Below are 13342 nucleotides of genomic sequence, written 5' to 3' on the forward strand. Positions count from 1 at the left end.
AGCCGACGACACCGTCCTGCCCACCGAACTCACCGCATAGCCTCAAAACGAGATCACCGAGTGGCCGTCGATACACCACTCCAGCGGACGTGACCCAGCCTGTACGGGACCTCGGCCACGCCTCACCCTCACTCCATAGTCGTGACCCCAACCCGATGAGCGTCGGCCGCTGTCCCAGGGCAAGAGTTTGCCAACGCTGTGGTGCCCAAGAAAGGTGGTTAGCCCCCTAGCTGCGTAGTGGCCGGTCTGGAGCAAGCTCCAGCGGGGAGCGGCCAGTTGCGAAAGAGCCATAGGGTGTCAAAGCAGGGAGGACACTGGACATCGGGGGAGGCGAGTATGTCGGGGTCGTTTCAGCCTGGCTGGCGGGTACGGCTGCCACACGGGCCGAGCGGCTGGCTGACCGTCGACTTCGCCCGCCCTGACACCGCCGGCGGCTGGATCCTCTATGTGGCGCCGGACGGACAGAACACCTTCACGAAAGTCGTGCTCACGGCGGACGAAGTGGGCCGTGTCGAGGTTCTCGCCCGCGACGGTGGGGGTGCTTCCGCCGGCGCCCTGGCTGGCATGTGGACCTGCTGGATGACCGCCGCCGCAGCGGACGCGTCGGCGAGCCTGTTGTCGTCCTCCCCGTTACGGCCGTACGCCCACCAGATCAACGCCGTGTACGGGGCGATGCTTCCTCAGCCCTGGCTGCGTTTTCTGCTGGCGGACGAACCAGGGACGGGGAAGACGGTGATGGCGGGTCTGTACATGCGCGAGATGCAGCGCATCGGACTGATCCGGCGTGCTCTGGTTGTCGTACCTGCGGGTCTGGTCTCCAAATGGCAGGCGGACTTCGAGCGGTTCTTCGGTGGTGGGCTTCGCAGGGTCACGGCCGCCACGGTGCGGGAAGGCGCATTGGAGTTGGGGCACGACTTGTGGATTGTCTCCTTGGAACTCGCGGCGGTGAATGCCGCCGTACAGGATGCGATCCGTCCCGACCTCGCAGGGTGGGATCTTGTCGTCTTCGACGAGGCCCATCGGCTTACGGCCACGGCACAGTCATTCCACCGGGTGGGACGACTGCTGACTGACACAAGCCCACGGGCCCTTCTCATGACGGCCACCCCCCACCGCGGCTCGGAGTGGCTGTTCCGCCATCTGCTGCACATGGTGGACCCCGAGGTCTATCCGGACCCGGGAGATGACCCTAAGCGGCCGCTTACTCCCCTACGGCCTGGCAGTACCCACTTCCTGCGGCGCATGAAGGAGGACCTGGTCGACTACGACGGTGTCACACGCCTGTTCAAACGGCGTCACGCCACCAATCATAGGGTGCCGCTGGGGTCGGCCGAACTCGCCGCTTACACGCAGGCCCTGCAGCTCGTCGACCGGTTCTTCCCCACCACGGCTCGCCCACTGGCACGGATGGTTTACGGCAAGCGGGCCGCGTCCAGCCTTTACGCACTGGCGGAGACACTGAAACGGAGATCGGCCAGTATGGGCGCCAAGTCGCAGGCCCAGGCGGCGGCGGACGCCGACCCTGAGGGGGAGGACCAGGCCCTGCAGGAGGAGGCCCGTGTCGTCCACGCAGACTCCCGTTCTCCCCGGTCCGAGCGATCCGCGATCAGCCAACTGCTCGACCAGATAACCGAGACGCTGCGGGACCCGGAGTATGTGCCGTCGAAATGGCGTGTGTTGGTGGATCAGTGTCTGGTGACGAACGGGATTGTTCCTGGTGGCCGCCAACAAGCGGTTGTGTTCACCGAATACGCTGACTCCGCCGAGTGGATCGCACAACGGCTCACCGACGACGGTTACCCAGCCCGCATGTACAGCGGTCGCCAGTCACACGCGGAACGGGACAAGGTCCGTGCGGCGTTCATGGCGGGGGACTTTCAGGTCATCGTCTCCACCGACGCGGGCAATGAGGGGATCGACCTGCAAGTCGCCCATGTCCTGGTGAATTTCGATATTCCCTGGTCGCTCGTGCGGCTGGAACAACGAATGGGCCGAATTCACCGAGTCGGCCAGGAACGTGATGTCGAACTGTACAACCTGGTTGCGGCCGACACGCGTGAGGGAGATACGCTGCACACGCTGCTGGAAAGGTTCGTCACGGCAGCCAATGAACTGGACGGGCAGATGTTCGACAGCCTGTCTCTTGTGGCCGAACTCTCGGCGGTCCCCTACGAAGACTGGCTGCGGACGTTGTACGGCGACGACGAACTGAAGCAGGCAGAAGTCCTGGCCGCCGTGCGCCGTGTGAGCGCCGCGGAGCTGAAAAGCCGGGCCGAAGCCGTACGCGGTCAGGAGGCGGAACTCGCCTCCGCAGTTGATGTGGCGGCCGGACTGGCCCGCCTGCAGCAACAGTCGCTGGAGGGGATCCATCCGGTAGTCGTGGAAGCCTACATACGTCAGCTGGCACAGGCGGGGGTCCTGCGGGCAAGCCACACCGCCGCCGGAGAGGACGTCATGCTCATCGAGGCAGCTGACTCGCTGCCCCGAACACTGGGCGGGTCTCGGCAAGCTCTGGTGTCGATCGGCGGCGCGGCCCCGCACGAGGTCTTGGATGACGAGGGGCAGGCAGGGGGACCACAGCCTGTATCGCTGGGCCCCGGAACCCTAGCCCTCGCGGAACTGGTCGCCCACTGTGAACAGATGCTGGTTCCGGATGTGTACCGAGGCGGGGCCGTCGAGGACGCCGCGGCAACGAGTCCGTACGAACTCATGGTCTTCGCGTCAACTGTGTACTCGGCCGCCTCGCCGGTCCGTTCCCCCTGGTTCACCTTGATACGTGCGGACCCCAATGGTGAGACCTGCACCGTCCGCTGGGAGATCCTGGCCGGCTTGGCGGCCACCGACCGTGCTGCCGGACATCCCGACCCTCTCGTTGCCGAAGTCGCGGAGAGCGAGGCACGACGTCTTCTCGCTCAAGCAGTTGCCGAGCAGAAACGGACACGCAGAGACTGGTACGCCGCAGCCAAACGGGACCTCACCAACCTGCCGGTCGACGTGACCCTCGACATCCCGGACCGCGGTGAACGACTCGCTCTGCGTGACCGGCTTACGGCCGCATCTGAGCGCAGACTTGCGCAACTGGAAGAGCTCTGCCAGGTGGAAGCGGAGCCGCCACGACTCATCGCTCGGCTTCAGGTGCTACCCGGGCAGAACAGAGGCTCACCTCATCGCCGTCAGGCGGAGGCTGTCGCAGCCGACCACGTGCGCAGGCTGCTGGAGGGGGACGGATGGACGGTGGATGACGTACGGGCCGAAAGCCGTGGCTTCCAGTTGTGTGCCCTACGAGGGCAGGAACGCCGGATGGTGGCGGTCAAGGGTGTCTGGCGAAGCGTCGACGATGAGGACATACGGCTGCACGGAGGCGAGTTGCTGATGTCGGCCCAGTACCGCTCCGACTATGTGCTCTACGTGGTCGAGTCCTGCCACGATGGCGTTGGGCAACTGTTCGCATCCTTCCGGGATCCGTTTGACGTCTTCGCCGCCGGTCTTCATCGTGAAGCGGTCGTCCGGCTGTCCGGCGACATACTGCGATCCGCCCGCAAGAAGACGTCCGTCGCTGACGGCTCCTTTCCCGACCAGGAGACACTATGACCCGCATGATCGAACGCTGGTTCCCCTGTGCTGAGGTGAGCGACGCGTCGATGGTCGGGTGGGGAAGCGGGAACACGGAAGCGAGCCTCTGGGTGTGGTTCGCCAAGCGGCCGACCGCCCAGGCCAAGGCTGCCGTTCTGACCAGCCTGTTGCCGTGGCCGGAGGACAAGGCTGAGCAGCGAAAACTTCAGGATGCGGTCAGAGAGGTACTCACCGCCAACACCCCCGCCAGGGTGCGGGCAGCGAACATGATGGGCGGTGCTGTATCCACAATTCGAGCGGCTCTGCAGGCAACCCATCCCGAAGGGGCCAGAGTGCTCGACCCGTTTTCCGGACGAGCCATGATCCCGTTGGAGGCTGGCAGGCTGGGGGTGCACGCGGAAGGCATCGACTACTCACCGTTCGCTGTTCTCGGTGGGTCGCTGCTGGCAGACATTCCCTTCCAGAACTGGACCGATGAGCCGCCGCTGCCCTTCCGCGGTGGTGGACAGGATCAAGACGGAGGTCGGCTGGAGCGGGATGTCGAGACGTTCCTGAACGAGGTCGGCCGCCGGTTCATCGAAAGCATGGCCGACTTCTATCCGAAGCACTCGGGCGGCTACCCGTGGGGTTACCTGTGGGCCTCGACGCTGCCGTGCCAGGAGTGCGGCCGTCGCTTTCCGCTGGTCGGTGAACTGCGCCTGCGCCTTCCCCGAAGTGCGACCAGGACGCGCCCGGAGGACCCGGGACAGAGCTTCTTTATCGACGCCGATCCGCGTACTGGTGATTTCCGCGCCGTTGTGCACGAAGGCGAGCCCAAGGGCACGCCGACCCGGGTCTTCACGGGCAGGAGCAAGTACGCCTCGGCAGGGAGAGTGGCCGTCTGTCCCTTCTGCGAACACGTCCATTCGAAGGCGGTCCACACCCGGCTCAGCGCCGAAGGCTTGCGACGTGATGTCCTCCTGGTAGCGGCGGACATCACGGAGGATGGCACCAAGGCGTTCCGTGAACCCACGGAGCAGGAACACGAGGCCGTGGAGCGGGCCGAGCAGGCACTGACGAAGGAGCCGCCGTTCGGGCCGCTGAGCGCACGGCCGGATGAGCGGATACCCGCAGGGAACACATGGATCATCCAGTCGGTCAACTATGGGGACAAGACCTACGGTGATCTGTTGCCGGCACGTCAGTCCCTGGGGCTGATCCGTCTCGCGCGTGCGGTGAACGAGCTGGCCGAGGACTGTCTCAAGGCGGGTCTTTCGCCTGCGTATGTACGGGCGCTCAGCGGTTACGCAACCGCAGCGACGATGCGCAAGACGCGTACGTCGTCCCGCGGTGCACGCCTGCAAATTGGCAGCAGCGTGAAAGTCGGGGACATCTTCGTCGCACAGGCTGCGATCCTCCACTCCTACGACTGGTTCGAGAGTGGTCTCTCTGAGGGCCCGGGGTCCTGGGCCTCCCTCGCCAAAAAGACAGTGTCCGCACTTCACAACGTAAGGAAGCGGGGGCCAGCCCGCTCTGCGGAGATCCATCGCGGGAGCGCGATCATGCTCCCTCACCGAGACAGGTCGTTCAGTGCCGTCATCACGGATCCCCCGTACGACGACATGATCAACTACAGCGACTCCAGCGACCTGTTTTACGTCTGGGCCAAACGCGCCATGATCACCGCGGACTCCTCCCTTGCCATGACAATGCATCCGGACGGCGTCCAGGAGAAGGATGAGGAGATCGTAGTCAAGCGTGGTGGCAGCCAAGCGGGCGACCATCGGACCCTGGAGCACTACGACACCATGATCTGCCGTGCCTACCGGGAGATGCGCCGAGTGGTTGCCGAGGACGGCGTTGTCACCATCGTGTTCGGCCACGGCGACGTCGAGGTGTGGGAGCGCATGCTGCACGCCCTCCACGAGGCCGGACTCGTCATCACCGCCTCCTGGCCAGCCAAGACCGAGGCGGGAGGCGCCGGCGCGGGTGCGCTGAACATCGTTACGACCGTCACAATGGCATGCAGGCCAGCGAAACCTGATCGTGGCCGTGGAAACCTTATGGCCGTGGAGAGCAGGATCAAGGAGGCCATCAGGGACCGCATGCGCCTGTGGGAGAGTTCCGACCTTGCCCGCGACGACATGATGATGGCAGCGGTGGGGCCTGCGATGGAGATCGCCGGACAGTACGAGAGCATCAGCGACAACACTGGAAAACCGGTCGAGTTGCTCACTCTGCTCGCGACCGCGCAGAAGGCGGTTCAGGAAGTAACCCTGAACCGCATCGATTCCGTGCCGCTCGAACTTTTCGATGAGCGTACGAAGTTCGCGTTGTGGTGGATCGACCTCCACCAGCGGCGTCAGGTGGCCAAATCCGAACTGCGCTGGCAAGGACTGAGGTCCGGACTCTCTCTTGCCGAGTTGAAGACATTGGTGAAGCAGGACAAGAAGGGCTGCCGTTTCGTTCTGTCCAGTCAGGTCAGCCCGGTCATCGATGACAAGTCCGCGGTGATCGACATTGCGTTGGCCATGGCGAAGGCGTGGAAGGGGGGCGCCGACGACGTCGCGGAGGTGCTGGTGGCTGCAGGTCGTGAGGGTGACGACGAGCAGCTCTGGGCGACCATCACGTTCCTGATTGAGAAGCTGCCCGAAGCAGACCCTGATGCCCTTGCGTGGACGGCTCTTGTCAGGGTGCGTCGCCCGATCGAGTCGGCCACTCACTCGGCGCACGAGACCAGGACGGCCGAATCTCGCCACACGCAGCGGGAGGACATGCAAAGTCGCTTGTTCTAGAGGGGAGTTCAGGGGTGGACCGTGGTTGAATCTCTCGGTACTGATCAAGAACAGTGCAACTAAACGGCACCGAGGGGGAACCGTGTCCGCGACCGCGCCGACACCGTGGTGGGAAACGCTGAGGCTGCGGGAAGAGATCACTGATGCCTCGGGGGTGGCCAGCGACATTCAGGTCTCGCTGTACCGAGTGGCGTACGGCCAGGGCACGAGTAGGCCGCACTATGCGAGCGCAGCCACCTACGGCCAAGTTACGCACCCCACCTCCCAACTGGTGGAGTTGCTCACCCAGATCGCGATCCGGTTGGCAGGGGCCACGAAGTACGCGTCCGCGCCCGCCCTGACCCGGCTCGACCAGGGAATGGGCGGCGGCAAGTCGCACGCCTGCATAGGTGCCTGGCATCTGGCGAAGGACCCCGAGGCACTGGCCCAGGAGGACATCGGGCGTGAGGTCTTCGAACAGGCTAAGGCCGCGCTGGGCCAGGAGCTGCCACGAGACCTCAACAAGCCGCACGTGGTCGTGCTGTCGTGCGACAACATGGTCCCTAGCGCGACGGACGCTGAGCAGGACGGTCCGTGGGCCCACAATCTCTATGAGCGGTTCCTGTGGCGGCTGTTCGATGGGCTGGAGGACCAAGAGCCCCGTTACGACAGTTATCGGTCACATTTTTCCAGCAAGGCCAAGATCGGTGAGGCCATAGCATCGCTGGATCGCCCCGTGCTCATCGTCATTGACGAAGTTCTCAACTATGTGGGCGACGGCCTGGAGGGCTGCGGAGACAAGCAGCTCATCGCGCAGGACATGGCATTTCTCAGGGCGTTGACGGAAACGGTGAGTACCGTACCGCACGTGTCCATGCTGGTCGTGATGATCAACTCGGAGAAGGACCCGACCACGCTCCAGGGAGATGGCGAGGCACGGCGTCAGGACCTGCAGGCGTATCTGCAGCGTAACGGCCAGACGAAACCGGTGAACGAGAACGCCGACTTCACGGCCATCCTGCGCCGTCGGCTCTTCGCCAATTCCGCGGACACGGCCGTCGGCCGGGCCGCTCAGCAAGCGGCCGAGGCGTTCCGGCCGGTCATGGAACAGGGCAACTGGAAGACGAGGGTCTTCGGAGCCCTCAGCGGTCCGTGGACGAGCCGATTCCCGGACGCCGTCGTGCGTTCGTACCCCTTCCATCCCCAGCTGATGGACCTTGCTGAGCGGGAGTGGGCGAATCTCGCTGGCTTCCAACAGGTGAGGTCAACGATCACGATCTTCGCCGCCACGGTGTACGCACTGACCGAACGCGCGAAGCGCGGCGAATGGGTGCCGTCGCTCATAGGACCGGGAGATCTGCCGCTGTCGGACGGTATGGTGCGCGATGCGGTCATCGGCTCCGGCCTGATATCCGATACCAAGACACAGGGAAACTACCGCTCGATCGCGCAGAGTGACATCGTCGACCTGGAAGACAACGGTGGTGCCGCGCGCCGGCTCGATGTGAGCCGCGTCGGTGCGCCCTGGGCGCAGAGCAACCCCCGTGCCGCCGAACGTGCCGCCACGTTCATCTACCTGGCGTCCATCGTCGGAACACGCGGTGGCTCGCGTCGAGGCGCGTCCGACCCCGAGGCCAAGGCGGCCACGGTCGTGCCCGACCCCGGCTATGACTACGCGGAGGCGGATGCCGTCGTACGGGCCCTCACCAACGTCGACGACGCTGGCCTTGCCACGGTCGAGATCTTCGAGGGCAGGGGCGGCCAGCCACGGCGCTACTACCTTTCGACACGGCAGCGCCTGCCCATGCTGCTGCGGGCCATGCGTAACTCGGTGACCGATGAGGACCGGGACGAGGCCGTCGCCAAGTACGCCAAGGAAATGCTGACGACGGGGCCATTCGCCAAGACCCGTTTCATACACGCCGACACCAGTCACAGCCACCGTGCTCTGCTGGTCGAGGCCGAGATCGACGAGGCACGCACGACTCGGCTGATCGCGCTTGACCCGGCGATGTACACCGTGGGCAACGGCACACAGAAGGCCACCCTCGAAGCGGTGCAAGCCGTGCTCGGACTCGGACCAGACCGGATTCCGGTGGCGTGGGCATCATCTGCCGTCTTCACCGTAGCTTCGGCCCGCGGCCGTACGCAGGCCCGCAGAGCAGCGGTCGAGTATCTGGCGATCGAGCGGGTGCTGGAGGGACCGGAAGCCGAAGCGGATGAGGACATCGCCCTGGAGGCCACGGCGAGGCGAGACGACGAGCTCCGCCGGCTCAAGGACAGCGTTCGCAGGGCCTTCCAGCACGTGATCTATCTGGCCCAGCCGGATCCCACCGTGGAGCGCGAGGTCGTCCAGCGCAATCTGGAGCAGGGCACCCTTGACGGAGGCGCGGTGTGGGAGGCGCTGGCCGTCGCCCAGAAGGCGTTCCGGCCAGGTGAGTTCACCGGCACCGCCCTCCTGCACAACCTGCGCGACAGCGACTATGACCGCCGCCCCCTGGCGGAGATACGGGACTCGTTCTGGGATACACCGCGGCTGGGACTGCTCCCCGGTGACGGGACGGAAGCGTTGCGGCAGGCCATATACCAGGCGGTGCGCGACGGGGAACTCCGGATCGTACGGCAGGGCGGAGAGCCCGTCGTCGTTGATGCCCTCACCGGGATCAACTTCAACGCCCCGACCTACCGGCTCGCCAAACCCGCGCCCGCTCCAACCAAAGCACAGGAATCAGAGGACAGAGGCGAGCAGGAGGAGACCGGTGCTTCGGGGCGAGCACCGGGAAGCAACGAGTCAGGTAATTCAGGTTCGGCTTCGGCTACTGGTTCTGCGGGCGGCGTGCGAGCCAGGCCCGGTGCCTCCACCGATGGTCCCACGGCTGTGGAGCAGCAGGTTGCCTTCACCGTGATGAAGAACCTCATCAGCGAGCCGGACTCGGCCGACAAGTTGGCGCAGCTGTTCCGAAAGCTCTTCGATCTCCTGGACCGCGGTGTGATCTCGTATCTGTCCTCCACTCTCCAGGTCACCATGCCGTCCGAACAGGCCAGTGAGGTCAGGGAATTGGCGCAGAGCCTTGGCATCGCTGTGTCTATCCGTGATCGCTGATGATAGGCATAGAGATTCGTTGACCCACGGGTCGGCGTTCCAACCAGAGCCCTAGGACCCGACGCAGTAGACTCGCGATAGGCCAGTGCTCGAGTCCTAGGGCGTCCACAACGCCGATGAGCGTTTTCATCACCTGTTGATCTTCAAAAGGCCCGTCCAGCAAAGAAAGATCCGGAAGGTGACGGTGGTCCACCTTGATGACGCGACCACCGTCCGTCTCCTGACGCCAAATGCCGGCTTCTGCCAGGGCCTCGACCGCCTTACGCGTAAGCTGCCTTTCACGCTGATCGAGGTCTTTCTCGCTCAGCAGCGGATCCAACACGGCACTCAGCGCCACCGGCTCGCTGCTCTGTTCATGCGGCTCGTATTCCCGGAAGGCGGACAGCCGGAAGTTTACCGGCAGACCGGCAACGGCTTGCTGTCGTTCTCGGCCGGCGGTCCGCAGGTTCGCGACGCCTTGCCTCAGCCAGGACTTGGCTTTTCCAGCTAGAGTGCCGGTGCCGGTTGCCCACGTGGCACAGACGATGAGAACGCTGAGCGTGGCGGTGCCCGCTGATGCCACTGCGTCGGATATCTCCGCTTCCACCACGTCGGATGCCGTCGGATTCTGAGCCATGACGCTCGCCAGTACGTCAGCGAGCGGGACAAGGTGCCGCCCGGGCGTCTTCCGTAGCAACTCAACGGCGTGCTGCACGAGGAGCGTCTGATAACGCGGGGAGGTCTCCGCGATCTGTTCCTCCAGTAGGTCAACGGCAAGATGCGCGGCCGGAGTGATAGCCCTGCTTAGGGCATCGCTCACGTCGGCGGAGCGCATCTGGGACAGCACATCCCCTCGCAGGTGAGCGCGTTCCAAGAAGATCCGGCCTGCGGCGAGCAGCCAGGTGTTCCTCCAGTGCGCTGACGGAACCAGAGTCACCAGGTTCGCGATGACCTCTATGTCGGACGCGGATACCAGTGCCCTTGCTGCCATGAATTCCTGAAGGCTGCGGATCTCAAAGCCGATACCGCCCGCTGGCATCGGTGTCAGCAGAACCAGTCGCTGCGTCGCCAGGGACACCAGTTTTCCCGAGAGGATGTCCGCCTGGTCGGCGTCGTACTCTTCCTGCCGCAGGATGCGCGTTGCGAGCTGCCGCAGTTCCTTGTCGGACAGCGCAGCCTCGGCGTCACCCCTCTGCTCCGAACGCACCTGCAGCACAAGACCGACTGCCTCCTGAAGGGCATCGACGTGAGTCTTGTGATGTTCGAGCAGTATTGCGGACCCGGTGGCCTTTGCTACTTCTCGGGCGAACAGCGTCTCGTAGTAGCCCCTGAACAGGTCGTAACGGTGCTGCGGTGCCGTGGGCCGCCGCTCTAGAAGCAGCGACATGATGGAGATCTGCAACGGCGAGCGCATCAGCCGTGACGTCCGCTGCTCCCTCGCCGCCTTCCGAATCCTGCCCAGGACCTGCTCCTGCTTGTCGGGATCGGAGGCGTGCCGCGCGCCAGCCAGCCGCTCGGCGTACTTGACGGCTTGATCTTCCTCAAGAGGGCACAGACTCAGGTATTCGTACTGGTACGGATCGAATTCGTCTCCGTAGCCCTGAGGCCGTGTTGTCGCGATGGTCAGGAGATCGGCATCGCGCCGAGCTGCGTCGACCTGGAAGTCCTTGATATGGCGCAGCAGTTCTTCCCGGAGCTGCTGATCAGCCACCTCGTCCAATCCGTCGAGTACCAGCAGCCAGGGCCATTGGCCCAGCCAGCCGAGGAGCTGCTGCTCCGTTACGGTGGCGGGTGCCCGTTGGCTGACTTTCCTGGCGATGTAGCGAAGGATCGTCATGTTGGGGTCGGCAGCGAATCTGTCCGCATACTGATCCAACCGGACGTGGAAGGGCCAGCGGCGTGCGACAGGCAGTTCAAGACCTGCTGAGCCGAGAAACGCACCGGTGAACTCGGCGCAGAAGGAGCGAACTTCAGCTGGGAGTGACTGATCGGGAAGATCCGCCAGCAACGCAACACGGTAGATCTGGCAGATCAGCTGGGCCAGGGTGGTTTTCCCTTGCCCTGGGCCTCCGAGGAGGACCAGCCGGTCGGATGGACTCGTGGCGTCTGGCGAGGATGTGTCGTCTTGAGCGCGGAGACTTGGTCGCAGGATCCGGTTCCCACGGGCGATCACATAGGCCGCGGTGTGGACCTTCGTCCCTTCACGGTCAAGGCGGGCGGGGAGGTCGATGGCAACCCTATCGAGGCGCAGACGCTGGTCGTCGCTGTCGCCGGCCTGCCCGAGGCGTACCCACTGTTCAGCCAGCAGTTCCTTCGCGACATGCGACGACAGGGAGTCCTGGACGCCATCATCAACGCCACGTATGTAATCGTGGAGACGGGCCAGCACATCACCCGGCGTAATCAACCCGTAGTATCTGCGCGCGACTTCGGGCGCACCGTCCAGCAATCGGCACAGCTGGTCGTAGTGCCATACGCGGTAGCCCTTCAGACCGAGTTGAGGAGCGTATTCCTCAATCAGGGCGTTGACCGAGTCGATTCCACCGCTTCCCGGATAGGGCGAGAGCACAACATTGCTTACGGCTAGGAAGTAGTCGGGTCGGCGCCCGCGTCCTGAGTTGGGATCGAGCCACTTCTCGAACTCATCTTTGAGGTGGCCCTTCAGCCATGTTGTGTTGCTCCCGGTGTCTGTGGGGCGGTAGCGGAACTTGGCCTGAATGACGCCGTACCCTTCCCACAGCCCGTCCGGGTCGGGATCGGGGAAGTCGACTTTTCCCTCGAACGTGGCCTCCCTGCCGCCATCGGCGCCATCGCCAAAGGCTTCGACACCCGGACCGAGTACCTTGATAGCCAAGGCTTGGGTCAGGTGTTCGAATTCTCGCTCGCCTAGTCGGTTGAGGTCATAGTCCACGGGACTATCCTCGCCTACACAACACCCCTTGCAGCGTGGATCGTTGGACTCTGATTGACAGCCCGCCCAGTCACCTGGCGCGCTTGTGGGCCTTGGTCGGTCCGTGGAGCCGTAGACGAGCTACCGATCGGGTCCTGCGAACGCGAAGCTGCAGCAGCATCCCACGCGGGAGCGGCTGGATGGGACCTAGCCTCGACCGGCCGGTCGAGGCCCTCGTGAGGGATCGCCCCCAACACGCTTTCCAAATGTTCGTCCGGGGGTTCTGGGGTGTACGGGAACTTCCTGACCTGCGGTTTAGAGGGTGCGGGCGGAGCTTCTGAACGGTGCTGTACACCGGTGAATGCAAGCAGAACTGCAACCACGGAGGGGTTCTCGTTCTGGCCTTCGTGCAGCGGTTTACTCCTCGGACAGCCCCGGCCGCCATTCCCGGATGGCTCCGTCGAAGTCGCCGTCGCGTACGTCTTGCAGGGCCGTCGCGTAACCGATCTCGATGGCCTCTGTGATCAGCTGCTGCAGCTCCGTCGGCGCGTACAAGAGTCGGTGTCCGGCGCCCGAGCAGAGGTTGGCCGCAGCGTGGCCGGCGGCACGGGCATGCTCGCTGGGAACCGTTGCGGTATGCATGTCCGAGATGGCTTGTGCAGCGTTCTTGATCTCTTCCTGCGGAGACGAAGTCATGGCCGCCAGTATCCGCACGCTGGCGCAGGTAGGGAATGCCGCCTGTGTTCGCGCCGCCGCGGATCACCGATGGAGTGCCAGAAGCGCGATGGGCCTGATCCGGGCTCAGTGCTTTGGCAGCGGTGAGCCTCGACGGCGTATGTGTTCGCGCTGGGTGTTGGATCTCACGCGGTGTGGCCACGATGCCAGACACGCACGCTGGGTTCGGTCCTCCGGTGGGAGGGCCGAACCCAGTTCCCTGCGGAGATCTCTCTCAGTGAGGTCTTTCAGCGGGGCCACTGAACGGGTGACGGAGTCGATGCCCGCAACGCACGAGGCTCCCGTGCCGTTGGGGGAGGTGTTCGAAGT

At 64.4% G+C, this 13342-nt stretch carries 5 protein-coding genes; 3 read left to right on the top strand and 2 right to left on the bottom strand.

Features of this window, described 5'->3' with window-relative positions; all coding sequences use genetic code 11:
- Positions 1-336 precede the first annotated feature (336 nt).
- The 3 genes from ACFY6U_RS52005 (at position 337) to ACFY6U_RS52015 (ending at position 9429) form a co-directional block, all read left to right on the top strand.
- Positions 337-3591, top strand: a complete 3255-nt coding sequence (locus tag ACFY6U_RS52005; RefSeq protein WP_390050167.1) for a helicase-related protein — start codon at positions 337-339, stop codon at positions 3589-3591.
- On the top strand, positions 3588-6347 hold the full coding sequence (locus tag ACFY6U_RS52010; protein ID WP_390050169.1) for a DUF1156 domain-containing protein: 2760 nt from the start codon (positions 3588-3590) through the stop codon (positions 6345-6347). The genes ACFY6U_RS52005 and ACFY6U_RS52010 overlap by 4 nt, the downstream gene beginning before the upstream one ends.
- 82 nt (positions 6348-6429) lie before the next feature.
- The gene (locus ACFY6U_RS52015; protein WP_390050171.1) at positions 6430-9429 is read left to right on the top strand and encodes a DUF499 domain-containing protein; all 3000 of its coding nucleotides are present in this window, start codon (positions 6430-6432) and stop codon (positions 9427-9429) included.
- On the opposite strand, the gene ACFY6U_RS52020 is transcribed toward ACFY6U_RS52015, so the two are convergent.
- Together ACFY6U_RS52020 and ACFY6U_RS52025 are read right to left on the bottom strand one after the other, a co-directional pair.
- Positions 9413-12319: an NACHT domain-containing protein gene (locus tag ACFY6U_RS52020; RefSeq protein WP_390050172.1), complete on the bottom strand. Its 2907-nt coding sequence runs from the start codon at positions 12317-12319 to the stop codon at positions 9413-9415. The two genes, ACFY6U_RS52015 and ACFY6U_RS52020, sit on opposite strands and share 17 nt — an antisense overlap.
- Positions 12320-12715: 396 nt before the next feature.
- The gene (locus tag ACFY6U_RS52025; protein ID WP_390050173.1) at positions 12716-12994 is read right to left on the bottom strand and encodes a hypothetical protein; all 279 of its coding nucleotides are present in this window, start codon (positions 12992-12994) and stop codon (positions 12716-12718) included.
- Positions 12995-13342 lie beyond the last annotated feature (348 nt).

This window comes from Streptomyces sp. NPDC013157, assembly GCF_042899865.1.
Taxonomy (GTDB): Bacteria; Actinomycetota; Actinomycetes; order Streptomycetales; family Streptomycetaceae; genus Streptomyces.

Excerpts from the sequence above, each read along its gene's own strand:
- ACFY6U_RS52005 (WP_390050167.1), top strand. The coding sequence starts at position 337 with ATGTCGGGGTCGTTTCAGCCTGGCTGGCGGGTACGGCTGCCACACGGG.
- ACFY6U_RS52010 (WP_390050169.1), top strand. The coding sequence starts at position 3,588 with ATGACCCGCATGATCGAACGCTGGTTCCCCTGTGCTGAGGTGAGCGAC.
- ACFY6U_RS52025 (WP_390050173.1), bottom strand. The coding sequence starts at position 12,994 with ATGACTTCGTCTCCGCAGGAAGAGATCAAGAACGCTGCACAAGCCATC.